The sequence below is a fragment of the Brevibacterium linens genome, from assembly GCF_003999335.1.
GTDB classification, from domain to species: domain Bacteria; phylum Actinomycetota; class Actinomycetes; order Actinomycetales; family Brevibacteriaceae; genus Brevibacterium; species Brevibacterium linens.
On the sequence record NZ_CP026734.1, the window covers coordinates 622,049 to 646,133 of the forward strand.

Genomic DNA, 24,085 nt, shown 5'->3' on the forward strand with positions numbered 1-24,085 from the left:
TGTTCATGCCATCGGGCCCTGATGCGTTCGTCTCCGTGCGCGGCACCGATCGATCTCGGCAGTTTCCGCAACAATCGAAAGAGTGTGAACCGACACATGACAGATGACTCAAAACGCACCGACGAACAGGATCCGGGTCCGGAAAAGCGGTCCGATGCCCCCACCGAGGCGGCCCGCCGCGCATCTCGCGAACGGATCATGGCCGATGCCCGCCGGATGGGGGCTGACGCCAAACGCGTCGGTCGCGAGACCGGGCGCAACCTCGGCCAATTCGACTACCGCCGCCCGCGCGGTCCCGTGAAGGCCGATCTCGAAGACACACACGGCCACTACCCGCACGACACCCACCCGATCCTCGTGCCCGGCATCGCCATCGACGAACAGCGACGCCGGTACTCCCTCGACAAAGTGATCTTCGCGATCGCCGGAACCCTCACGGTCGCCTTCGTCATCTGGGGCATCGCCGATTCCGGCAGCGTCGCCTCGGTGGCGCAGGCCGCATTCGACTGGTCGACGATGAATGTGGGCTGGCTGTTCAACCTCGTCGCCCTCGTCATCCTCGTCGCGATGCTCATCCTCGCGTTCTCCCCGTACGGAAAGATCCCGCTCGGAAAGGACGGGGAGAAGGCCGAGTTCTCCACGTTCGCCTGGGTGGCGATGCTCTTCGCTGCGGGCATCGGCATCGGAGTCCTCTTCTTCGGCCCCTCCGAGCCGCTGACCTACTTCATCACTCCACCCCCGCTGACGAATGATCCGGAGTCGATCGAAGCGCTCCACGGCGCGATGGCGCAGACCTACTACCACTGGGGATTCCACGCTTGGGCGATGTACGCCCTGGTGGGCGGCGCGATCGCGTACGCCGCCTATCGCCGCGGCAGGTCCCTGCTGCTGTCCTCGATCTTCGTCGGCCTCTTCGGCAAACGACAGTCGGAGGGCTTCGCCGGCAAACTCGTCGACATCTTCGCCATCGTCGCCACACTGTTCGGCACGGCCGCCGCGCTCGGCATCGCAGCCATGCAGATCGGCACCGGAGTGAGCATCGTCTCCGGTGCGGGACCGATGACGAACAATATGCTCGTCATCATCATCCTCGTCCTCACCATCGGCTTCATCATCTCCGCGGTCTCGGGTGTGTCGAAGGGCATCCGCTACCTGTCGAGCATCAACATCGTGCTCACGATCGGCATCGTCGGCATCGTCCTCTTCCTCGGGCCGACCCTGTTCCTGCTCAACCTGCTGCCCTCGGCGCTCATGGAGTACCTCGGGTCGATGTTCGACCTCATGGGCAAGTCCCTGTCCTGGGGCTCCGATACCCAGGAGTTCCAGTCGGTGTGGACCGTCTACTACTGGGCCTGGTGGATCTCCTGGTCGCCTTTCGTCGGCACCTTCATCGCCCGCATCTCGCGCGGGCGCAGCATCCGCCAGTTCCTCCTCGGCACGATCTTCATCCCCTCGACGCTGCTCTTCGTCGCCTACGGGATCATGGGCGGAACCTCGATCTCGATGTACCGGGACGGCGCCGCCGGGTTCTCCGACAGCATGGCCGCACCCGAGGTCTTCTTCGCCCTCGTCGACAACCTTCCCTACGTCGAATGGCTGCCGTTCGTGGCGATCGTCGTGCTCGCGATCTTCTTCATCACCTCGGCGGACTCCGCCTCCGTGGTCATGGGCATGCTCGCCAGCCGCGGCGACCAGGAGCCGAAGAAGTGGGTGGTCGTGTTCTGGGGCCTGGTGATGTCGGGCATCTCCGTGGTCATGCTCCTGCTCGGCAACGCGAACGCCCTCGAGGGCCTCCAGCAGCTCGTCATCGTCACGGCCGTGCCGTTCGCGGTCATCATGCTCTTCATCATCATCGCCTGGGTGAGGGAGCTGCGCACCGACCCGATGGCACTGCGCCGGAAGTACGCGCAGAACGCCGTGGACAATGCGGTGGTCGCCGGTGCCGAATCCTATGGTGACGACTTCGCCCTGCAGGTCGTGCCCACCGAACCGGGAGACGGCGCGAACTGCGGCATCGACTCCGAGCACGAGGACTACACCGGCTGGTACCAGCGCACGGACGAGAACGGCGAACCCGTCGGATTCGACTACGAGACGGGGGAGTGGGCCGACGGATGGACTCCGGATGACGGTACCGCCCCCGCCGAGGCGGACGCCGCCTCGACGACGGACGCGACGGACGGGAACGCCGCCTCCACGACCGATGCGGACTCCGGGGCCGCCTCGGCGACGGAATCCGACCCGGATTCGGTGACCGATTCCGCAGCCGACCTCGGCTCCGACCGCAGAGAGGACCACTCATGACCACCCCGAACATCGTCGTCATCCAAGCCGATCAGATGGCCGCCCAGGCCCTCGGCGCCTACGGAGATGCGGCCGCGCTGACGCCGAACATGGACGCCCTGGCCGCCGATGGAGCCGTCTTCGACCGTGCGTACTGCAATACTCCGCTGTGCTCGCCGTCGCGGGCGTCGATGATGACCGGGCGGATGCCCTCGGAGATCGACTGCCTCGACAACGGCGATGACTTCGCAGCCTCGGTGCCAACCTTCGCGCACCGCCTGCGCAAGCTCGGCTATCACACGGCGCTGATCGGGCGGATGCACTTCATCGGTCCTGACCAGCACCACGGTTTCGAAGAGCGGCTGACCACGGACGTGTACCCGGCCGACCTCGATATGGTGCCCGACTGGAACCGTCCCCTGGAGCAGAAGCTGCAGTGGTATCACGAGGCCGACCCCGTGTTCACCGCCGGTGCGGCGACCGCGAACGTCCAGCAGGACTTCGACGACGAGGTGATCTTCAAGACCCTGCGTCACCTCAACGATCGCAAACGCGCGAATCAGGCCGCCGGGACCGACCAGCCGTTCCTGATGGTCACCTCGTTCATCCATCCCCACGACCCGTACGAGCCGCCGAAGGCCAACTGGGACCGATTCGCCGAGGTGCCCATCCCGGATCCAGCCCACCCCGAGGTTCCCGATCCGGCCGTGGACCCGCACAGTCACCGCCTGCGCACGATGTGCGGCTTCGACGAACGCGAACCGGGCATCGAGGATGTGCGGCGGGCACGTCGGGCCTACTACGCGGCGGTCAACTACATCGACGACCACGTCGGAGCCATCCGACGCCGGCTGGCCGAACTCGACCTGACGGACAACACCGTCATCATCGTCACGAGCGACCACGGCGACATGTTGGGGGAGAAGGGGCTGTGGTTCAAGATGTCCCCGTACGAACAGTCCTCCCGGGTCCCGCTCATCATCAACGGACCCGCCGAGGTGATCGCCCCGGGCCGGTATGCGAACCCGGTCAGCCTCGTCGACCTCGCGCCGACCCTGCTCGACATCGCCCAGGGCACGGGCCAGGCCTCCGGCTCTTCCGAGTCCACGGGAGAAGCACGGGTGGGTGCCGGCGATGCGAACTCCGGGGCCGCCTCGGCGATCGATGACGGTCTGAGCGGAACCTCGCTGCTCGAGTCCGCCCGGCGGGAGGCCGCCGGCGAGTTCGAGTCCGAGGACCGCGACGTCGTCATCGAGTACTTCGCCGAAGGCACCTACCGGCCGCAGGTCACGCTGGTGCGTGGGGATCTCAAGCTCACCGTGTGCCCGGGCGACCCGGAGCTGCTCTTCGACCTGGCCGCCGACCCCGACGAGTTGGTCAATCGGGCCGAGGATCCGGCCTATGCCCAGGCGCGGGAGTCGATGCGCGCCGAACTTGAGTCCCGCTACGATCTCGAGCATCTCGAGGAGCATGTGCTCGGTTCGCAGCGCAGCCGTCAGCTCGTCGCCGATGCGCTCAAGGTCGGCCGTGTCCGCCACTGGGACTTCGACCCGGAGCCGGAGCACGGCTACGTGCGCGGTGACTTCTGGTCGGCGTTCCGCTTCGGCAAGATCCCTGCCGCCGACTGACCGCGCTGCGCCCGCGGGTTCGAAGTGTGAGCGCCCCGATCCAGATCACTGCGCTCACACTTCGAGCCCGCGGAAGCGTCTTTCGGGTCCCGCGGAAGCGTCTTTCGGACCCCGCCGGGCGGCTTCGGCGGACCTGCTGGGAGGGTGAGCCGCCTCGGCGAGAACAATTCACGTGGACTTAGGTGAGTTGCAGGTCATATTCTCAGAAACCGGTGGCATCATTCGAGGTAGGAGGGATGCTATGACAATCTTTGAGTCGACATCTGAAGTTCCGCTCGGTGCGGAGACCACATTCGACTGGCATGCTCGGCCAGGAGCGCTGACTCGCCTCTCACCTCACTGGGCGCAGGAGATCGTCGAAGAGAGCTATCCTCCGATCGCGCCGGGCTCGGTGGCGCAGGTGAAGACGAGCGTTCCCGGCACTTACGGCCTTGTGCGGCGGCCGTTCAGCTCGGTGCATTCGGAGGGCCCATCGCGGTTCTCCTTCGTCGATGAGCTGAAGAAGGGCCCGCTGAGTCAGTGGAAGCACACGCACGAGTTCACCTCGGTCGCCGGCGGGACGAAGATCGACGACCACATCGAATTCTCCATGGCTCCCCAGGGCTTCGACGTCATCGACCGCGGGCTCACCCACTACCTCGACGCGACTTTCGACGCCCGCCGCAAGCGGATGCTCATGGACATCGACTTCCTCGAATCCACGAATGCGCCCCTGCTGAGGCGGAAGAAGGGCAAACACATCCTCATCGCCGGCGGAAGCGGAATGATCGGGCGCCAGGTCGCCGCACTGTTCTCCACCGCCGGACATTTCGTCCGACTGCTTGTCCGCGAGACCCCGAAGTTTCCCTACGAGGTGCACTGGAATCCGGACTTGGGGATCCTCAATCCACGCGACCTCGCGTGGGCGGATGCGGTGGTCCACCTCGGCGGGCGATCCATCGCCACGCGGTTCACCAAGCACGCGAAGGACGAGATCTGGTCCTCCCGCATCGACTCGACGAGGCTGCTCGTCGAAACGATGCGCGGTCTGCCCGAGGAGAAGCGTCCTTCGGTCTTCGTCTGCGCCTCTGCGGTCGGCTACTACGGGTCGAAAGCTGACGAACCTGTCGACGAGACGGGGCCGGCCGGTGAGGGATTCCTCGCCGAGTTGTGCCAGAAGTGGGAGGAGACTGCGGCCGGAGTCGAGGACGCCGGAATCAGGCGCGTGTCGATCCGAACCGGAGTCGTGCTCAGCTCCTTGGGTGGTCTGCTCAAACTGCAGGCGCCGCTGTTCCTCGCCGGCGCCGGAGGTCGATTGGGCAGCGGGGAGCAGGCTCTGGCCTGGATCTCCCTCGACGACGTGGCGCGCGCGTATGTGCACGCCGTCCTCTACGACTATGTGCGGGGACCCGTGAACGCTGTTGCCCCGGATCTCGTTTCGCAGGCGGAATTCGCCGAGGCTCTCGCCGCCCATCTGCGCAGGCCGGCATGGATCCCGACGCCCGGTTTCATCACAGAGCTCATGCTCGGCCGTGACGGGGCGAAGGAACTCGCGCTGGCGGACCAGCGAGTGGTGCCGGAGAAGCTGCAGGAAACCGGCTACCAGTACGCCCACCCGACGCTTGCCGACTGCTTCGATGAGGAGCTCGGCATCGGAGCGTGATGCAGAAGTCCCCTCCGTCCGGCGCTTGAGCCGAGCGGAGGGGACCGGTGTTACTGCTGTTGCTTCTGCGGCCGCGGATCAGAAGCGCTTCGAAGCGATCTCCGCGCCTTCGGTCAGGGACTGCAGCTTCGCGACGGCGATGTCCGGGTGGACTCGTCCGCCCAGGCCGCAGTCGGTGGAGGCGACGACGTTGTCCGGTCCGACGAGCTTGGCGAACCGGCCGATGCGCTCGGCAACGAGTTCGGGATGCTCGACGACGTTGGTCGAATGGGAGACGATTCCGGGGATGATGTACTTGCCCTCGGGCAGCTTCTTCTCTTCCCAGATCCGCCACTCGTGTTCGTGGCGGACGTTCGCGGCTTCGAAGGTGATGCCGGCGGCATTGATCGAGAGCACCTGGTCGACGATCTCGACGAACGGCAGGTCGGTGACGTGCGGTCCGTGCCAGGATCCCCAACAGGTGTGCACACGCACCTGCGCCGGGTCGATTCCGCGCAGCGCATGGTTGAGGGCGTCGATGCGGACCTGGATGAACGAGCGGTAGTCGGCGAACGACGGTTCCGGGTTGATCTGGTCGAAGTTCTCCGCCAGGGAGGGATCGTCGATCTGGACGGTCAGTCCCGCCTCGGTGATGGCGAGGTATTCCTCCCGCAGCACATCGGCCCATGCCCAGATGAACTCCTCATCGGACGAGTAGTACTCGTTGGCGATGCGGGAGGCCGAACCGGGGGAGAGCGCATTGATGTAGCCGGCGCGCTCGTCATAACCTGCGGCAGCCAGTCCTGCCTTGAGGTTCGCGATATCACGGTTGACCTGGTCCTGGCCGATGTAGCTGATCGGACCGGTGGCCTTGGGGAACTGGGGCTGGGTTCCGGTGTCGGTGCCGGCCTTCGGATCTGTGTAGACGTTCGGGAAGAGGTTGCGGTCACGACGGTCGGGCATGCTCGTGAGCACGATATTGCCCGGAGTCGAACGGTTCGCCGGGATCTCCCAGAGGTCGATGTCGTGGAGTTCGAGCCCGCCGGTGCGGGCGAACGAGTAGTGCCACCAGGCGCCGTAGTCGAAGTCCGCGGCCATGGCGTGACCGTATTCGCCGTCGTTGGGCAGCGAGATGCCCAGGTTCTTCTGTCGCTTGACGAGGTCGGTGACGCTGGCGGCCAGCAGCTCGTCGAATTCCTGCTCCTGTTCCTGCGACACGGACTCACCGGCCAGGCGGGCGGTGTTCTGAGCCTGCTTGGCCTTGTTGGCCTCGATGAGTTCGGGGGTGCGGGGTAAGGATCCCGCGTGGGATGTGCGAATCGTCGCCATGACTGACTCCTCTTCCGTGTTCGTCTGCGCTTCTGAGTCGGCGGCCGCGGAAAGGCTGAAGCCGCATCGTTCTTCTTCAGGCAATCACATTCGCAGTCGTGCATGAGTGGGGACTGTCATCTTCGGTCACGTCTCGACTGAGCTCACTGGTGAAATCGGTCGCAAGGTAAGTCGGACAGGCAGTTGTATCTGGCTGGGACGCGCGTGTGTCAGCTCTGATACGTTGACGAGCTCAGTTGTCCGTTGGGAGTTCCTAGAATGAAGTCATGAGTTCGACATGGTCCGCGCTGTATCCACCCCGACAGCCTCAACGACTGCCGGCTCAGTCGGACGGAATTTCTCCTGAATCGAAAGCAGTGGGACCAGGATTGGCGCCACGAATCGTCTTTTCAGCGGCGATCGTTATCGGAGTGCTTCCTGACATCACCATTGTGCCTCTGTCGGGAAATTCTCAGAATCCATTGGTGGCCATCTTCTATCTTCTTGGCCTCTTCTTCGCTGCCCTGTTTCGTTCGCTGGTAGGGGTCTTTGCCCTGATTCTGGTGAAGAACGCGACCTTGACGCGCAGGTTTGTCGGCATGGGAATCTTCTTCGTCGCTTGTCTCGATATATCAATCCTCACTCATATGGTGACAATGTTTGTCGATCGGCTTCCCGGCGAAGCCCGTGGATCTATCGCCATTGTCATTGCTATTACCGCTGTTATTGAGGCGATCTATGTGGCACTTGTGTTCGTGTCCTGGAATGTTGTGCGTCACAGAAGGTGGATGATCTGTCTGGCGTCTATTCCATATGCCGTAGCAGTTGTGGGAGTCGGGCAGGCAGCCGACGGCCTTTTCAGCAGCATCGACGCTCCCTATGAGCTGTCAACGACGCTGACTACCCTGCTGGACTTGGTGCTGATGAGTCTTGGATTCGGACTCTTCCACCTATTGGACCGGATCAGAGGGGCAACTGTACCCATCGACCGAGCAAACTCAGCGAGCTTTCACCACGACGTGCCTGTCCGACCGGTCAACACGCGTCCCGGTTATCTTCCCGGCTACCCGGGCGCGTGAATGGTCGCGGGTCAGTAGGCTGGAATCATGAGTTATGGGCAGAACGGACAGCGCTGGTCGAGTCCGAACCGGCCGACTTCACAGGCGGCGGATCCTTACGGATCAGATCAGTATTCATATCCGCCGGTGCCACCGCGTCCTCCGGCACCATTCGATACGCAGGCCACGCCGGGTGCGTCAGGCATATCGAATTCAGCAGAGCTGCGCCACCCCGGATGGCTCGCGCGGTCACTGTTCTGGGCGGCGCTCATCGTCGGGGCGCTCCCGGCAATGGTGCTGGCCCCGATCAGCTTCAACGGGGGACGGGACACCGCGATCTTCTTCACCTTCGGAGCGATCGTGGCCGGTGGCCTGCGTCTGGCCCTCGGCGCGATCGCCATCGTGCTGGTGAAGAACACGACGTGGGTGCGCAGGGCAATAGGTGCCGCAATCTTCGTGCTCGGCTGCCTCACCCTGCTGCTCCTCAGCCCGATCATGTCGATTGTGGTGGGCGTGAGCGGAATAGGGTCAGCAGATTCGGTGGTGCCCGAGACGGTCATTCAAAGTGTCGTGAGCGCACTCTATCTGTCCGCAGTCTTCTGTGGGTGGAACATCGCCCGCAACCGCCGACGGTGGATCCTCGCCACCGCCGTTGCCATCGCTGTGGTGCTATACAGCGGCAAAGCGATCTTCGACCTCATGCTGGCCGAACAATTGACCGGGGGAGCCATGGTCACAGTAATCGTGCAAGCAGTGTGGCTGGTTGTTGTCTTCGGTGTTCTCGGGCTGTGTCATCTGCTCGGTCGAATGCGCGGGGGAACGGTTCCATTGCCGAGCCGGCCGGCTCCAATCCCTCACCCGGACTACGCATCGCAGTCCAATCCGCAAACGGCCCACTTGTCCCAGTCCTACCCAAATCAGTGGCCTCCAGGATCAGGCCAGCAGTCACATCCACACCACTAGCTTCGAACGAAAGACACGACAAACCCACGCGATTGAGCGAGGAACCTGATGCTGTTGTTCATCATCGCCGGTGAAGTACTGTTCTGGATCTTTCTGCTCGCCGGAGTATGCGCGAGGTATCTGCTGCACTGGCGAACGGTTTCGACGGTTCTCCTCGTATCCACCCCGCTCATCGACATCGTCATCATCGTCCTGACATACATCGATCTGCACCGGGGAGCGGCATCGGACTTCAGCCACGGAATGGCCGCGTTCTACGTCGGCTTCTCCGTCGTCTTCGGTCCGGAGGCCATCGCCCGCGTCGACCGCCGATTCGCCCGTCGCCATACGGGTCTCAGCGAGGCCGAACTGCCTGCCGTGCCGACCCGAACCAGTCTCGGATACTGGCTGCGCTGCCTGACCGCCTCGGCGATCACCACCGCACTGCTGGCCATCGGAATCGCGATCGCGGGCTTGGCTGATTCCTTCTGGCTGATCTATTGGACGATCGTCGCCGTCTTCACCGCTCTCGCCTGGGGCCTCATCGGACCGCTGCGTGACCGCTGGCGCCGCAGCAATCGCGAAGATGAGGAACCTACCGACCCACCTTCGTGACCGTCACACCTGGCCGGGCAGTCCGGACTCAGCGCGACAGCGAAACGGCCTCTCGGCCTCGAGAGGACCAACCGCAGCTGGTCGTATCGAGGCCGAGAGGCCGTCTCGGCGTCAGTCTTCGCCGGTCGTGGCTCAGACCGCGGTTTCGGTCACCGCCGCGACGCTGCCGCCGAAGCGATCAGCCAGCGTGCCTTCGTGGGCCCGGCCGAGTTCGTCGAGGCCGACCTGGAAGTGGTCGACGACCTCGAGCGCGGGAGCTCCGTCGCCGGCATCGGTCATGCCGATGCGCACGAACGGGAACCGGCGGGCCGTGCACATGTCCTTGAAGCGGACCTCTTCCGACCGCGGCACGGCCACGATCGCGCGTGCCGTCGATTCGGAGAACAGTGCGGTGAACACGTCGATGCCGTCGCGCTCGCAGACCTCGTCGAGCCAGATCCGGGCGCCCGTTCCGTAGCGCAGCGACGATTCGACGAGCGCCTGGGACAGTCCGCCCTCGGACAGATCGTGTGCGGCATCGATCATGCCGTCGCGCGAGCAGTTGATGAGGATCTCGCCGAGTTCCTTCTCCGCCGCCGGCTTGTACTGCGGAGGGACCCCGCCGAGGTGGTCGGCCGTGACGTCGGCCCACGCCGAACCGTCGAGCTCCGCCTCGGTGGTGCCGAGAAGATAGATGGTCTGGCCCGGCTCCTGCCAGCCGCTCGGGGTGGCGCGGGTGACGTCATCGAAGACACCGAGCACACCGACGACCGGGGTCGGGTGGATGGCCACTCCGCCGGTCTGGTTGTACAGGGACACGTTGCCGCCGGTGACCGGGATTCCCATGTCCTGGCAGGCGTCGGCGAGGCCTTCGACGGCCTGCGCGAACTGCCACATGATCTCCGGGTCTTCGGGCGATCCGAAGTTCAGGCAGTCGGTGACCGCACGCGGAATGGCACCGGCAGTGGAGACATTGCGGTAGGCCTCGGCCAGAGCCAGCTGGGCGCCGCGCGCCGGGTCGAGGAAGCTGTAGCGGCCGTTCGCGTCGGTGGCGATGGCCACACCGAGACCGGACTCTTCGTCGACGCGGACGACACCGGCATCATCCGGATACGCCAGCGCGGTGTTGCCCTGAACGTACTTGTCGTACTGCGAGGTGATCCACGACGTCGAGGCGAGGTTCGGCGACCCCGCGAGCTGCAGCATCGTCGACCGCAGCTCATCACCGGACTCGGGCTTCGCCAGGCCGGCGGCCTCAACGGTGTTCGCCGCCACCTCGGCGGTCCATGACGGTTCGGTGAACGGACGGTTGTAGACGGGGCCGTCGTGAGCGACCGAGCGCGGGGGCACATCGACGATGACGTCGCCGTGCCAGTCGATGACGAGACGATCGGAGTCGGTGACCTCGCCGAGCACGGAGGTCTCGACCTCCCATTTGCCGACGATTTCGAGGAACTCCTCGAGGCGGTCGGGACGGACGACGGCCATCATCCGCTCCTGCGACTCCGACATGAGGATCTCTTCAGGGGTCAGCGTCTCATCGCGCAGCAGCACGTCGTCGAGGGCGATGTGCATACCGCCGTCACCGTTGGAGGCCAGTTCCGAGGTCGCACAGGAGATGCCTGCAGCGCCGAGGTCCTGAATGCCTTCGACGACACCGGCGTGGAAGAGCTCGAGGCAGCATTCGATGAGCACCTTCTCGGCGAAGGGGTCGCCGACCTGCACGGCTGGACGCTTCGACGGCTTCGAATCGTCGAAGGACTCGGAGGCGAGGATCGAAGCACCGCCGATGCCGTCGCCGCCGGTGCGCGCGCCGAAGAGCACGACCTTGTTGCCCAGGCCCGACGCGTTGGCCAAACGGATGTCCTCATGCCGCATCACACCCACTGCCAGGGCGTTGACCAGCGGATTTCCCTGATAGACGGAATCGAAGACGGTCTCGCCGCCGATGTTCGGCAGGCCCAGGGAATTGCCGTAGTTGCTGATGCCGGCGACCACGCCGTGGACGACACGGGCGGTGTCCGGATGGTCGATGGCGCCGAACCGCAGCTGATCCATCACGGCGACCGGGCGCGCACCCATGGAGATGATGTCGCGGACGATGCCGCCGACTCCGGTGGCCGCACCCTGGTGGGGTTCGACGTAGCTGGGGTGGTTGTGCGATTCGACCTTGAAGGTCACCGCCCAGCCGTTCCCGATGTCGACGACGCCGGCGTTCTCGCCGATGCCCACGAGCAGGTGCTTCTTCATGTCCTCGGTGACCTTGTCACCGAACTTGGACAGGTGGACCTTCGAGGACTTGTACGAGCAGTGCTCGGACCACATCACCGAATACATGGCCAATTCCGCCGAGGTGGGGCGACGTCCGAGGATCGCCTTGATCTTCTCGTATTCGTCGGCCGTGAGACCGAGATCGGCGAAAGGCTGCTCGACGTCGGGATTCGCCGCTGCGAACTCGACCGTCTCCTTGACCTTCTTCGATGCGTTCTGCGGGGAATCGACCTGCGTGGAATCCGCAGAGCTGAGGTTAGACGTCATGTCCTCTTCGGGGCCCTTTCATACGACACGGCACTCACGGCCAATCTTAGCCGTGTCCCCACTGCAAGGGCGAAGCGCGTCCACGGACAGGGCCGCCTCGGGGCGGGAATGGGCCGTTCCCCGCTGGGAATCGCACGGTCGCACGCCACTTAGAATGGAAACCATGGCAACTCCCAAGATCGTCCTGTTCTATGTCTTCACCCCGCTGCCCGACCCCGAAGCGGTCAAGCTGTGGCAGCACACCCTGGCCGAGAGCCTCGGGCTCAAAGGGCGGATCATCGTATCGAAGGACGGAATCAACGCCACGGTCGGAGGGGACATCTTCGACGTGAAGCAGTACGTGCGGGCGACGAAGTCCTACGCGCCATTCAAGGGAGCGGACATCAAATGGTCGAACGGCCAGGGCGATGACTTCCCACGCCTGAGCGTGAAGGTCCGCGACGAACTCGTCACCTTCGGCACCCCGGACGAGATCACCGTGACAGACGACGGAGTCCAAGGCGGCGGCCAGCATCTCAAACCAGGAGCCCTGCACAAACTCCTCGACGAACGCGGCGAGGAGGTCGTCTTCTTCGACGGTCGCAACGCGATGGAGGCGCAGATCGGGAAGTTCCGGGACGCGATCGTGCCCGACACGGACACCACGCGTGACTTCATCGCCGAGATCGAATCCGGCAAATACGACGACCTCAAGGACAAACCCGTCGTCACCTACTGCACCGGCGGAATCCGCTGCGAGGTCCTGTCCGTGCTCATGAAGAACCGCGGGTTCGAAGAGGTCTATCAGCTCGACGGCGGCATCGTCCGCTACGGCGAGACCTTCGGCAGCTCCGGCTACTGGGACGGCTCACTCTACGTCTTCGACAAGCGCATGCACGTCGAGTTCGGGGACAACGTCGAATCCATCGGGCACTGTGTGTCCTGCGACAAGAAGACCCCGGAGTTCGTCAACTGTGCGAATCTCGAGTGCCGCAAGCAGTACCTGCGGTGTACCGATTGCACGGACAAGGGCCTGCAGGCCTACTGCGCCGACTGTGCCGAGCAGGGAATCCCCGCCGAGGCGGCCGCCGGCTGAGCGTGTGACCTCGACGTTCCCCGGCAGTGGGGGGAATGACATACCGACTCCTCAGCGCAGCAGGTGCTTCGTCGCCGCACCGATGTCGGTCCACCTGAAGTCGAACCCGGCCGCTTCGAGTCGTGCCGGCAGCACCCACCGACTCTTGAGCACGAGTTCCGACTCCTGACGCAGGACGGTCATCCCGATCTCGAGCAGCCACCTGGGTGCAGGAATCCCCACGGGCATACGCACTGCCCTGCGCAGCGCCTTCATCAGTGAGCGATTGTCCGCGACCTGTGGGTTCGAGACGTTGATCGGCCCGCTGAGCTCATCATGCTCGTCGATGAACCGGATCGCCCGAAGCACATCGTCGATGTGGACCCAGCTGAACCGCTGCCGGCCGTGAGTCGGCGGATGCCCCCGCCAGATGGTCGGCCCGGAAGCGTCCGGGCCGATCCCGCGATAGCGCCGGTGAGGGAACCAGCGACCTTCATACTGGGCACCGCCTGCACCGAATCTGGCCGCGGTGGCCAACATGTTCAAAGCCGCTCCGTCACCGAGCACGATCGCCATCCGCAACGCGACTCGTCGGGTCGCGGGCAGGTCCCCGGCGAAGAACTCCTTCTCCCAGGCCTTGGCGATGTCGACCGAGAACCCTTCGCCGATGTCACCGTCGTCCTCGGTCTGCGGACAATCCATCGCGTGACGGTAGATGGTCGCCGTGCTCGAGTTGATCCACAGACGCGCGGGCGTCGAGGCGGCCGCCACGGCCGTATTGAGAGTTTGGGTCGTATCAACACGAGAGTCCCAGATGACCTGGCGGTTGGCATCCGTATACCGGCACCCGACGCTGCGACCGGCGAGGTTGATGAGCAGGTCGGCGCCGTCGACGAGCTCGGCGATTCGGTCGGGACGATCCCAGGTGGCGTCGGCCGAGGCGGGGGAGCGGCCGATCGTCCGCGTTGCATACCCCCACGTGCTGAGTGCATTCAGCAGCTTGCCTCCGATGAATCCCGATGCACCGGCGACAACGGCGATCGGAGCCTGGGTGTTCGGCCGCGCTGTGTCTGCGGGTTCGATGCTCATACTCAGGACGCTAACACCCCTTCTTTCGCGGGGCTGTTGATGCGGCGTGGAGGCCGTGTGGTGGGTGTCACGTGGAGAAAGCCGGTTTTGGATTTGCACGCCGCCTCCGGGGTGGTCTAGAGTTATATCTCGTTGCCCCGCCGGAAACGAGGTTCACGGAACACCGTTTCTACCGGGTCTGACCAGGACAAACACAGTTTGATCCAAGGGTTCAGGCGATCGGGTGGGTAACCAAAAAATGAAACTGATACCCCCAGTGAACACACTGTCTTTGTGGTGTGGTGATGGGTGTGTGTTTGTGGTTTGAGAATCCAATAGCGTGTTTGTTTGAACAAGTTGTGATGCCAGAACAATTTATTTTCTGGTAAGACAATCACCTGGCCAAACAGTGGTTCACCCTCGTGTGGGTGGTTCTTCGCCGAACCTCCTGCCGTTAAGTGGGGTGGATGGTGTGTTTGGTCAGTAATTTTATGGGTCAACCTTCTCACCCCGTGAGGGGTTGGCTGTCTTGCTGGGATTCATTCGTTACATAAAGTTTTTTATGGAGAGTTTGATCCTGGCTCAGGACGAACGCTGGCTGCGTGCTTAACACATGCAAGTCGAACGCTGAAGCCGGGTGCTTGCACCTGGTGGATGAGTGGCGAACGGGTGAGTAACACGTGAGTAACCTGCCCCCGATTTCGGGATAAGCCCGGGAAACTGGGTCTAATACCGGATACGACCAATCCTCGCATGAGGGTTGGTGGAAAGTTTTTCGATCGGGGATGGGCTCGCGGCCTATCAGCTTGTTGGTGGGGTAATGGCCTACCAAGGCGACGACGGGTAGCCGGCCTGAGAGGGCGACCGGCCACACTGGGACTGAGACACGGCCCAGACTCCTACGGGAGGCAGCAGTGGGGAATATTGCACAATGGGGGAAACCCTGATGCAGCGACGCAGCGTGCGGGATGACGGCCTTCGGGTTGTAAACCGCTTTCAGCAGGGAAGAAGCCGTAAGGTGACGGTACCTGCAGAAGAAGTACCGGCTAACTACGTGCCAGCAGCCGCGGTAATACGTAGGGTACGAGCGTTGTCCGGAATTATTGGGCGTAAAGAGCTCGTAGGTGGTTGGTCACGTCTGCTGTGGAAACGCAACGCTTAACGTTGCGCGTGCAGTGGGTACGGGCTGACTAGAGTGCAGTAGGGGAGTCTGGAATTCCTGGTGTAGCGGTGAAATGCGCAGATATCAGGAGGAACACCGGTGGCGAAGGCGGGACTCTGGGCTGTAACTGACACTGAGGAGCGAAAGCATGGGGAGCGAACAGGATTAGATACCCTGGTAGTCCATGCCGTAAACGTTGGGCACTAGGTGTGGGGGACATTCCACGTTCTCCGCGCCGTAGCTAACGCATTAAGTGCCCCGCCTGGGGAGTACGGTCGCAAGGCTAAAACTCAAAGGAATTGACGGGGGCCCGCACAAGCGGCGGAGCATGCGGATTAATTCGATGCAACGCGAAGAACCTTACCAAGGCTTGACATACACTGGACCGTTCTGGAAACAGTTCTTCTCTTTGGAGCTGGTGTACAGGTGGTGCATGGTTGTCGTCAGCTCGTGTCGTGAGATGTTGGGTTAAGTCCCGCAACGAGCGCAACCCTCGTTCTATGTTGCCAGCACGTGATGGTGGGAACTCATAGGAGACTGCCGGGGTCAACTCGGAGGAAGGTGGGGATGACGTCAAATCATCATGCCCTTTATGTCTTGGGCTTCACGCATGCTACAATGGCTGGTACAGAGAGAGGCGAACCCGTGAGGGTGAGCGAATCCCTTAAAGCCAGTCTCAGTTCGGATCGTAGTCTGCAATTCGACTACGTGAAGTCGGAGTCGCTAGTAATCGCAGATCAGCAACGCTGCGGTGAATACGTTCCCGGGCCTTGTACACACCGCCCGTCAAGTCACGAAAGTCGGTAACACCCGAAGCCGGTGTCCCAACCCCCTTTGTGGGGAGGGGGCCGTCTAAGGTGGGACTGGTGATTGGGACTAAGTCGTAACAAGGTAGCCGTACCGGAAGGTGCGGCTGGATCACCTCCTTTCTAAGGAGCACACATCAGAACCCCAACGAACCAGCCGTACGTGTTGGTGTTGGGTGCTCAAGGGTGGAACATCACTTCTTTCGCTCATCCAACCAGCGTGGTGTGGCCTGTGTGCCATGACGACGGTGGTGATCGGGTGGGCTAGGACGAACACGTTATTGGGTCCTGGAATCACAAACCCCGCACAGTGTGTGTGGGTGTGGTTTCAACCAACAGGACCAACCCGACGGCCAGACAGCAGCGTGAAGCGGTTGTGTGGTGGTGGGTGTTTGGTAGTGGTTTGAGAATCGTATAGTGGACGCGAGCATCAAACAACACGAAAGTGTTGTTTATGTAATGTGATTTTTCTTGTCATCATCTAGTTGAGGTGAATGAAACAATTTTTCGCGCACACGAAGCTGGCCCTGTTTGGGGGTTGGGTGAGTGTGTAAGAGCGCATGGTGGATGCCTTGGCATCAGGAGCCGATGAAGGACGTGGAAATCTGCGATAAGCCTCGGGGAGCCGATAAACAGGCGTTGATCCGAGGGTCTCCGAATGGGGAAACCCCGCCACTCGTGAGGGTGGTGACCCGTGTCTGAATATATAGGGCATGTGGAGGGAACGCGGGGAAGTGAAACATCTCAGTACCCGCAGGAAGAGAAAATAACAATGATTCCGGGAGTAGTGGCGAGCGAAACTGGATGAGCCTAAACCTTGTCAGTGTCAAGCGTGCTGGTGTTGCTGTCAGGGTGTTGTGGGGTGTGCATGGTCCGGTTCAGCATGACTGGTCCGCGAGCGTGGTTGGTGTAGTCGAACCTGGTGGGAAACAGGACCGGAGTGGGTGAGAGTCCCGTAGACGAAACATCAGCCTGTCGTGGTGTGTGCGTTGCCCGAGTAGCACGGAACTCGTGGAATTTCGTGTGAATCTGCCAGGACCACCTGGTAAGGCTAAATACTTCCTGATGACCGATAGCGGAATGAGTACCGTGAGGGAATGGTGAAAAGTACCCCGGGAGGGGAGTGAAAGAGTACCTGAAACCATGTGCTTACAATCCGTCAGAGCAGTATCTTGATGACTGTGATGGCGTGCCTTTTGAAGAATGAGCCTGCGAGTTAGCGGTACGTGGCGAGGTTAACCCGTGTGGGGTAGCCGTAGCGAAAGCGAGTCCGAACAGGGCGAGTCAGTCGCGTGTCCTAGACCCGAAGCGGAGTGATCTAGCCATGGGCAGGGTGAAGCGTGTGTAAGAGCGCGTGGAGGCCCGCACCCACTTCAGTTGAAAATGGAGGGGATGACCTGTGGTTAGGGGTGAAAGGCCAATCAAACTCTGTGATAGCTGGTTCTCCCCGAAATGCATTTAGGTGCAGCGTTGCGTGGTTCTTGCTGGAGGTAGAGCTACTGGATGGCTGATGGGCCCTACCGGGTTACTGACGTCAACTAAACTCCGAATGCCAGTCAAGGTTCAGCGTGGCAGTGAGACAGTGGGGGATAAGCTTCATTGTCGAGAGGGAAACAGCCCAGACCATCAACTAAGGCCCCTAAGCGTGTGCTCAGTGGGAAAGGATGTTCAGTTGCGAAGACAACCAGGAGGTTGGCTTAGAAGCAGCCATCCTTGAAAGAGTGCGTAATAGCTCACTGGTCAAGTGATTGAGCGCCGATAATGTAGCGGGGCTAAGTACACCGCCGAAGTTGTGGCAGCACCACGTATAGCCGTAATGGTGTGGTGTTGGGTAGGGGAGCGTCGAGTTGCTGGTGAAGTCGCCGTGTGAACGAGTGGTGGAAGCGATTCGAGTGAGAATGCAGGCATGAGTAGCGAAAGACGGGTGAGAAACCCGTCCACCGGATGACCAAGGGTTCCAGGGCTAGGCTAATCCGCCCTGGGTAAGTCGGGACCTAAGGCGAGGCCGACAGGCGTAGTCGATGGACAACCAGTTGATATTCTGGTACCGACACACAACCGACAGTACCAAAACACATGAGACTAACCCTGTGATGACCCCGTCAGGCCTTCGGGCCTGTGGTTGGGTTTGAGTGGGGGACCTGAGTGTGGAGTCGGTAAGCGTGAGGTGTGACGCAGAAAGGTAGCCAGGCCGTGCGATGGTAGTCACGGTCTAAGGTTGTAGCACGTGGGGGTAGGTAAATCCGTCCCCGCAAGTGTGTGAGAGCTGATGGGCGCCCCACATTGGTGGGGTGATCTGGTGATCCTCTGCTGCCGAGAAAAGCATCGACGTGAGGGTGTGTGTTGCCCGTACCCTATAACCGACACAGGTGGTCGAGTAGAGAATACTAAGGTGATCGAGAGAATCGTGGTTAAGGAACTCGGCAAAATGCCCCCGTAACTTCGGGAGAAGGGGGACCATCCCGGTGAACCATCCTTGCGGTGGGATGTGCTGGTGGTGGTCGCAGAGGCCAGAGAGAAGCGACTGTTTATTAAAAACACAGGTCCGTGCGAAGATGTAAGTCGATGTATACGGACTGACGCCTGCCCGGTGCTGGAAGGTTAAGAGGACCTGTTAACCCCGTTAGGGGTGAAGCGGAGAATTTAAGCCCCAGTAAACGGCGGTGGTAACTATAACCATCCTAAGGTAGCGAAATTCCTTGTCGGGTAAGTTCCGACCTGCACGAATGGCGTAACGACTTCTCTGCTGTCTCAACCACGAACTCGGCGAAATTGCATTACGAGTAAAGATGCTCGTTACGCGCAGCAGGACGGAAAGACCCCGAGACCTTCACTATAGTTTGGTATTGGGATTCGGTGTGGTTTGTGTAGGATAGGTGGAAGACTGGGAAGCCTCGACGCTAGTTGGGGTGGAGTCGATCGGTGAAATACCACTCTGACCATAGTGGATTCCTTAACTTCGGACCCTGATCGGGTTCAGGGACAGTGCCTGATGGGTAGTTTAACTGGGGCGGTTGCCTCCTAAAGAGTAACGGAGGCGCCCAAAGGTTCCCTCAGCCTGGTTGGCAATCAGGTGTCGAGTGTAAGTGCACAAGGGAGCTTGACTGTGAGACGGACGTGTCGAGCAGGAGCGAAAGCTGGGACTAGTGACCCGGCCATGGCTTGTGGAAGCGTGGTCGCTCAACGGATAAAAGGTACCTCGGGGATAACAGGCTGATCTTGCCCAAGAGTCCATATCGACGGCATGGTTTGGCACCTCGATGTCGGCTCGTCGCATCCTGGGGCTGGAGTCGGTCCCAAGGGTTGGGCTGTTCGCCCATTAAAGCGGTACGCGAGCTGGGTTTAGAACGTCGTGAGACAGTTCGGTCCCTATCCGCTGCGTGCGTAGGAAATTTGTGGAGGTCTGTCCTTAGTACGAGAGGACCGGGACGGACGAACCTCTGGTGTGCCAGTTGTTCCGCCAGGAGCATGGCTGGTTGGCTACGTTCGGGATGGATAACCGCTGAAAGCATCTAAGCGGGAAGCCGGCTCCGAGATGAGATTTCCAACTGACTTTTGTCAGGGGAGGTGTCCTATAGATGATGGGGTTGATAGGCCGGGTATGGAAGCACAGCAATGTGTGGAGTTGACTGGTACTAATACACCGATCACTCATCAACCATCCTTTTGGGGTTGGTGTGTGCGAAAAGATGTTTTGTTTTTTCTAGGATGGCTTGAAGTTCACACCCATGGGGTGTGCGTATTACATAGTTTTTGGTGTTCGCGTTCGCTGTGCGGTTCTTGGACCGCTACCACTCAAACGTGGGTTTGGGTGTGTGTGGTCTGTGTGGTTTTGCGGTGGTGATAGTGGTGGGGAAACGCCCGGTTAACCGTTCCGATCCCGGTAGCTAAGCCCATTCGCGCTGATGGTACTGCAACTTGGTGGTTGTGGGAGAGTAAGTGACTGCCGCAATATTTTTTAAGGTGATGGCCTCGTCCAGTGTTTGGGCGGGGCCATCACTGTATTCACGGATGGGGTGTGTTGTCCGTGCTTATTGCTACCTGGCGGGGGCCCAGCAACCTCGTGTGGAAACTCGCGACCTTGCTGACAACCTCACTCATTACCTTGCTGACAACCTCGCTCATTACCTTGCTGACAACCTGACTCACTAGGTTGCAGACACTCTGGGCGGGGTTGTCTTTTCTTCAGTGACATATCGTGACGGTCCGGTCAGCTGGTGCCTCGGATGGGAAATGCTTGAGCAGATAGTCATGCTGTTTCGTCAGCCACGTCTTCGTAGCTCCACGCATTCTGGCTCCAACGACTCTCCACAACGGATACCGCCTGACTGTTTCAGCGGTGCGAATTGGCAGCGGAAAATACACCGCTTCCTCACCAGTGGTCGGGTCGAACAAGGTGTAAGCGTCCTCGGTGACCACTGACTGATAGGTCCCGACCAGGGATTTCGGTACTCCGAGTCCGACAGCGTGGACATAGAGCTGTGGATTGCCCGCGGCAATCACAACACGGTCTGGCACTGCATCGGCGGCTTCTGGAAAGGGTTCGCCGGCAAACCTGTTCTGATCGGGAAGTGGTTGGTTCAACGCGGCCTGAACTCGGCGGCGTTGAGCATACTCACGTGCGATCGCTTCGACCTCAGTGCGCGGGATCGGTGTGCCGTTTGAGGGAGTATGCACGGCGGCTTCCCACGCCTGTCGCGGAGTCATATTTCCTGGCAATGCCTGATGCCGTCGGCGATTGTTGTAGCGGTCGCGGAAAGCCACGATCACCTTCTGCGCTTGCTCAAGACTGCGGGGACGGTTGGCGTCGAGGACTCTCAGCAGTGTCTGGTGGCCACGTTCGTTCTTGCCCTGGGTTTGCGGGTGTCCGGGCATGCCGGAGATTCCTCGGCAGCCGTGGTCGGCGAGGAAGAGTTGAGTGGTCACGACCCAGCCCTGACGGTTGCCGTTGAACGCGTTGCCGTTGTCAGTCAACAGCTCCTGGGGCACTCCATAGTCAGTGAAGGCAGCGGAGATGGTCTGGATCGCGTCGGCACTGTTTTCCACGCCGTGGAAGGCTTGTGTGCCGACGTCGAAGCGGGTGGAGTCATCAAGGAGCTGATACACCGTGATCTTCGTCTTACCGCCGGTGAGTGTGTATTCGAAGGCATCGAGTTGCCACATCTCCATGGCGTTGGCACGGACGAATCGGATCAATGATGATCGCGGGCGCTTCTTCGGGTTCGTTTTCACTCGCCCAGCGTCGGAGAGGATCCGACCGATCGTGGCCACAGAAGGGACGGGTTCGGTGAACTGACCGGTATCGACTCCGTGGAACCAGATCGATTTCGGGCCGGCATCCCACCCGGTGGACTCGAGTTCGGTGCGGATCTTCAGGACGAGGTCGGTGGTGGTCTGGTCATAGATTCGTACGGTGTTCTTCGGTGCCGATGAGTGGGGGTGGAGTGCCAGGAGTCCTTCGGTTTTGTAGCGTTTGCGGATCGCGTAGAACGTGGTTCGAGTGATGCCGTGGTGGCGGCAGAACTCGGTGATCGGTGGAGAGTCTGATGCGTTGGGGTCGAAGTCGATGATCGCGCGGCGGGTGGCCAGTGAAAGAGGTTCGGGCATGACCCGAAGTGTGCTTCATGGTGTCAGCAACGTCATGAGACATGGTGTCAGCAATGTGTTGAGACAGGTTGTAAGCAAGGTAGTGAGACAGCACAGCCCAGCAACCTCGCGCGGGGTTGCTGCGCCCCCGCCAGGTAGCAAATGGCCTAGTCCGACTCCCTCTGAGAGTCGGACGAGGCCATTCGTGTATTCTCCGGCCGGTCACCGGTGACTATGAGTGGTGTTCTCACTGACGCGCAGAGTCTGTATGGAGTCCATCCGGACAGGAGCCGGCCACCCATTCGCCCGGAATGGGCATTGCCGGTGGATCTAATGACGCGTATTCTAGTCGTTAATTGACTATGTGGTGACTATTGCACTCATAAGGAGTTCAAATGGGCGTTACTCGTCAAGTGGATCGCCGCCTTGCCGAGATCGGATCCTCGATTCGTCGGTGGCGACTCATGCAATCGCTCAAGGCAGTCGAAGTCGCAGAGCGGGCCGGCATCTCTCGATCGACGCTCCAGAAAGTCGAACGTGGTGACGCAGGCGTATCAATCGGGGCAGTGATGTCGGTTATGCAGGCACTGGGGCAGCTCGACCATGTGTCCGCCGCATTTGATCCTCTGAGTACCGATGTCGGCCGATTGCGTTCCGCTGAAACACTTCCAAACAGGGTTCGTCGATGAGTGAGCAGATCCGGGTTGAGATGGACCATGGCGGAAAGGCGGTATTCGTCGGCACCACGTACTTCCACATCGCACGGGGGCAGATCTCGACGACGTTCAAATATTCCGATGAGTACGCTAGGACTCGATGGGCCTATTCGATCGACCCTGAGCTCCCGCTGTCGACAGCCCCATTCAGCGTACCTGGTCTGCCGGGAGCATTCGCCGGCTGCTCTCGTGACCGGTGGGGTCGTAACCTCGTTGCGAAGGAGCATCGGCGGCAGGTCGCCGACGGCGTCGTCCGTGACCGCCGTCTGACAGACATCGACTTCCTGCTCGGAGTCAGCGACCGCACCCGGCAAGGGGCTCTGCGATTTCGTCGTGCGGCTGGCGAAGACTTCCTCAGCCCGACGAACCGTGTACCGAAGCTGCTCTCCCTGCCGGAGCTGCAGCGGGCTGCCGATGGGGCCGCAGAAGGGTCGGGCGCCGCTGTGAAGCGGCTTCTCGACGCTGGGACAGGGTCTCTGGGAGGGGCGCGTCCCAAAGCATCTGTGGCGGACGATGAGAGACGACTGTTGATCGCGAAGTTCTCCCGGCCCGGAGACGATCGAGACGTCATTGCATGGGAGAGCCTGGCACTCGAACTTGCCCGTAGGGCCGGAATCGGCACTTCTGAATCTCGGTTGCTGAGCATCGACGGGAGATCCGTGCTTCTTCTGCAGAGGTTCGATCGTACGGCCGACCGTCGGATCGGATATATGAGTGCGATGACAGCAACCGGGCGTCGGGACGGAGAAGCCGGTGACTATCTCGATGTCGTCGAAGCAATCGAAGATCACAGCCGGCGCTGGCGCAGCGACTGTGCGGAACTGTTTCGCCGAGTGGCATTCTCAGTTGCTTTGCACAATACGGACGATCACATGCGAAACCATGGCTTCATACGGGCGGACGCGGGATGGCAGCTGAGCCCAGCTTTTGACATCAATCCGGAACCGGAGCCCGCGGTCGAACGCCACACCGCGATCAACGGCGTCGTGTCCGCGGAGGTTGAAGCCGAGGCGCTGCTCGAATTCGCCTCTCTCTGCCATCTGACGAAGCCGACTGCTGTGACTGTCCTCAATGAGGTCGTGAGCGCAGTCGAAGGGTGGAGATCGCAGGCTGTCGAACGCGGGATCCGACAGGCAGAGATCACTGAGATGGGGACTGTCATCGACCGCAGCTCGCCCGCCTGGGCGAAGTTATCCGACTGGGCCGCTGAATCGCGCGATATTCGGTCTTGGTTGTTGCGCGGACTGATGCGCAGCCCGCCGCTCCGCAAGGGGCATCATTGTGCCCTGCGGACTGTGTGGTGGGTGTCACGTGGAGAAAGCCGGTTTTGGATTTGCACGCCGCCTCCGGGGTGGTCTAGAGTTATATCTCGTTGCCCCGCCGGAAACGAGGTTCACGGAACACCGTTTCTACCGGGTCTGACCAGGACAAACACAGTTTGATCCAAGGGTTCAGGCGATCGGGTGGGTAACCAAAAAATGAAACTGATACCCCCAGTGAACACACTGTCTTTGTGGTGTGGTGATGGGTGTGTGTTTGTGGTTTGAGAATCCAATAGCGTGTTTGTTTGAACAAGTTGTGATGCCAGAACAATTTATTTTCTGGTAAGACAATCACCTGGCCAAACAGTGGTTCACCCTCGTGTGGGTGGTTCTTCGCCGAACCTCCTGCCGTTAAGTGGGGTGGATGGTGTGTTTGGTCAGTAATTTTATGGGTCAACC

13 protein-coding genes and 3 rRNA genes are annotated in these 24,085 nt (G+C 61.1%); 12 read left to right on the forward strand and 4 right to left on the reverse strand.

Annotated elements, in window-relative coordinates; genetic code table 11:
- The first annotated feature begins 96 nt into the window (after positions 1 to 96).
- The 3 genes from CXR29_RS02575 (at position 97) to CXR29_RS02585 (ending at position 5,553) form a co-directional block, all read left to right on the forward strand.
- Positions 97 to 2,304 carry a BCCT family transporter gene (locus CXR29_RS02575; protein WP_420897588.1) on the forward strand — a complete coding sequence of 736 codons (2,208 nt, stop codon included), beginning with the start codon at positions 97 to 99 and terminating at the stop codon, positions 2,302 to 2,304.
- Positions 2,301 to 3,911, forward strand: a complete 1,611-nt coding sequence (gene betC / locus CXR29_RS02580) for a choline-sulfatase (RefSeq protein ID WP_101554945.1) — start codon at positions 2,301 to 2,303, stop codon at positions 3,909 to 3,911. Before CXR29_RS02575 ends, betC begins: the two co-directional genes overlap by 4 nt.
- 241 nt (positions 3,912 to 4,152) lie before the next feature.
- Complete coding sequence (locus tag CXR29_RS02585) at positions 4,153 to 5,553, forward strand: TIGR01777 family oxidoreductase (RefSeq protein ID WP_127363804.1); 1,401 nt, start codon at positions 4,153 to 4,155, stop codon at positions 5,551 to 5,553.
- Positions 5,554 to 5,631: 78 nt separating this feature from the next.
- On the opposite strand, the gene CXR29_RS02590 is transcribed toward CXR29_RS02585, so the two are convergent.
- The gene (locus CXR29_RS02590; RefSeq protein ID WP_101556114.1) at positions 5,632 to 6,861 is read right to left on the reverse strand and encodes a cobalamin-independent methionine synthase II family protein; all 1,230 of its coding nucleotides are present in this window, start codon (positions 6,859 to 6,861) and stop codon (positions 5,632 to 5,634) included.
- A gap of 266 nt (positions 6,862 to 7,127) precedes the next feature.
- Here CXR29_RS02590 and CXR29_RS02595 point away from each other — a divergent pair, with 266 nt between their 5' ends.
- From CXR29_RS02595 to CXR29_RS02605, 3 genes are all read left to right on the forward strand, one after another.
- Positions 7,128 to 7,919 (forward strand): hypothetical protein, encoded by a 792-nt coding sequence (locus tag CXR29_RS02595; RefSeq protein ID WP_127363805.1) that lies wholly within the window; start codon positions 7,128 to 7,130, stop codon positions 7,917 to 7,919.
- A 126-nt stretch (positions 7,920 to 8,045) separates the two neighbouring features.
- A complete protein-coding gene (locus CXR29_RS02600; protein WP_127363806.1) occupies positions 8,046 to 8,861 on the forward strand; it encodes a hypothetical protein in 816 nt (271 codons plus the stop codon).
- Between the two features lie 48 nt (positions 8,862 to 8,909).
- Positions 8,910 to 9,455: a hypothetical protein gene (locus CXR29_RS02605; protein ID WP_101556117.1), complete on the forward strand. Its 546-nt coding sequence runs from the start codon at positions 8,910 to 8,912 to the stop codon at positions 9,453 to 9,455.
- 132 nt (positions 9,456 to 9,587) lie between these two features.
- On the opposite strand, the gene purL is transcribed toward CXR29_RS02605, so the two are convergent.
- Positions 9,588 to 11,972 carry a phosphoribosylformylglycinamidine synthase subunit PurL gene (gene purL / locus CXR29_RS02610; RefSeq protein WP_127363807.1) on the reverse strand — a complete coding sequence of 795 codons (2,385 nt, stop codon included), beginning with the start codon at positions 11,970 to 11,972 and terminating at the stop codon, positions 9,588 to 9,590.
- A gap of 163 nt (positions 11,973 to 12,135) precedes the next feature.
- On the opposite strand from purL, the gene trhO reads away from it, so the two are divergent.
- A complete protein-coding gene (gene trhO / locus CXR29_RS02615; RefSeq protein ID WP_101556119.1) occupies positions 12,136 to 13,047 on the forward strand; it encodes an oxygen-dependent tRNA uridine(34) hydroxylase TrhO in 912 nt (303 codons plus the stop codon).
- Positions 13,048 to 13,098: 51 nt separating this feature from the next.
- On the opposite strand, the gene CXR29_RS02620 is transcribed toward trhO, so the two are convergent.
- Positions 13,099 to 14,115 carry an epimerase gene (locus CXR29_RS02620; RefSeq protein ID WP_127363808.1) on the reverse strand — a complete coding sequence of 339 codons (1,017 nt, stop codon included), beginning with the start codon at positions 14,113 to 14,115 and terminating at the stop codon, positions 13,099 to 13,101.
- A 538-nt stretch (positions 14,116 to 14,653) separates the two neighbouring features.
- Here CXR29_RS02620 and CXR29_RS02625 point away from each other — a divergent pair.
- The 3 genes from CXR29_RS02625 (at position 14,654) to rrf (ending at position 20,014) form a co-directional block, all read left to right on the forward strand.
- Positions 14,654 to 16,185 (forward strand): 16S ribosomal RNA (locus CXR29_RS02625).
- Between the two features lie 417 nt (positions 16,186 to 16,602).
- Positions 16,603 to 19,721: ribosomal RNA gene (locus tag CXR29_RS02630) — 23S ribosomal RNA — on the forward strand.
- A gap of 174 nt (positions 19,722 to 19,895) precedes the next feature.
- Positions 19,896 to 20,014, forward strand: a 5S ribosomal RNA gene (rrf, locus tag CXR29_RS02635).
- The 16S, 23S and 5S rRNA genes sit together here, the layout of an rRNA operon.
- A gap of 233 nt (positions 20,015 to 20,247) precedes the next feature.
- Here the strand turns inward: rrf and CXR29_RS02640 are convergent.
- On the reverse strand, positions 20,248 to 21,669 hold the full coding sequence (locus CXR29_RS02640) for an integrase core domain-containing protein (RefSeq protein WP_127363809.1): 1,422 nt from the start codon (positions 21,667 to 21,669) through the stop codon (positions 20,248 to 20,250).
- Between the two features lie 374 nt (positions 21,670 to 22,043).
- Between CXR29_RS02640 and CXR29_RS02645 the strand changes: the two genes are divergently transcribed.
- Both CXR29_RS02645 and CXR29_RS02650 read left to right on the forward strand, forming a co-directional pair.
- Positions 22,044 to 22,337 carry a helix-turn-helix domain-containing protein gene (locus tag CXR29_RS02645; protein WP_025780997.1) on the forward strand — a complete coding sequence of 98 codons (294 nt, stop codon included), beginning with the start codon at positions 22,044 to 22,046 and terminating at the stop codon, positions 22,335 to 22,337.
- A complete protein-coding gene (locus CXR29_RS02650; protein WP_127363810.1) occupies positions 22,334 to 23,806 on the forward strand; it encodes a type II toxin-antitoxin system HipA family toxin in 1,473 nt (490 codons plus the stop codon). Before CXR29_RS02645 ends, CXR29_RS02650 begins: the two co-directional genes overlap by 4 nt.
- Positions 23,807 to 24,085 lie beyond the last annotated feature (279 nt).

Excerpts from the sequence above, each read along its gene's own strand:
- CXR29_RS02575 (WP_420897588.1), top strand. The coding sequence starts at position 97 with ATGACAGATGACTCAAAACGCACCGACGAACAGGATCCGGGTCCGGAA.
- betC (WP_101554945.1), top strand. The coding sequence starts at position 2,301 with ATGACCACCCCGAACATCGTCGTCATCCAAGCCGATCAGATGGCCGCC.
- CXR29_RS02585 (WP_127363804.1), top strand. The coding sequence starts at position 4,153 with ATGACAATCTTTGAGTCGACATCTGAAGTTCCGCTCGGTGCGGAGACC.
- CXR29_RS02590 (WP_101556114.1), bottom strand. The coding sequence starts at position 6,861 with ATGGCGACGATTCGCACATCCCACGCGGGATCCTTACCCCGCACCCCC.
- CXR29_RS02595 (WP_127363805.1), top strand. The coding sequence starts at position 7,128 with ATGAGTTCGACATGGTCCGCGCTGTATCCACCCCGACAGCCTCAACGA.
- CXR29_RS02605 (WP_101556117.1), top strand. The coding sequence starts at position 8,910 with ATGCTGTTGTTCATCATCGCCGGTGAAGTACTGTTCTGGATCTTTCTG.
- purL (WP_127363807.1), bottom strand. The coding sequence starts at position 11,972 with ATGACGTCTAACCTCAGCTCTGCGGATTCCACGCAGGTCGATTCCCCG.
- trhO (WP_101556119.1), top strand. The coding sequence starts at position 12,136 with ATGGCAACTCCCAAGATCGTCCTGTTCTATGTCTTCACCCCGCTGCCC.
- CXR29_RS02620 (WP_127363808.1), bottom strand. The coding sequence starts at position 14,115 with ATGAGCATCGAACCCGCAGACACAGCGCGGCCGAACACCCAGGCTCCG.
- CXR29_RS02640 (WP_127363809.1), bottom strand. The coding sequence starts at position 21,669 with ATGCCCGAACCTCTTTCACTGGCCACCCGCCGCGCGATCATCGACTTC.
- CXR29_RS02645 (WP_025780997.1), top strand. The coding sequence starts at position 22,044 with ATGGGCGTTACTCGTCAAGTGGATCGCCGCCTTGCCGAGATCGGATCC.
- CXR29_RS02650 (WP_127363810.1), top strand. The coding sequence starts at position 22,334 with ATGAGTGAGCAGATCCGGGTTGAGATGGACCATGGCGGAAAGGCGGTA.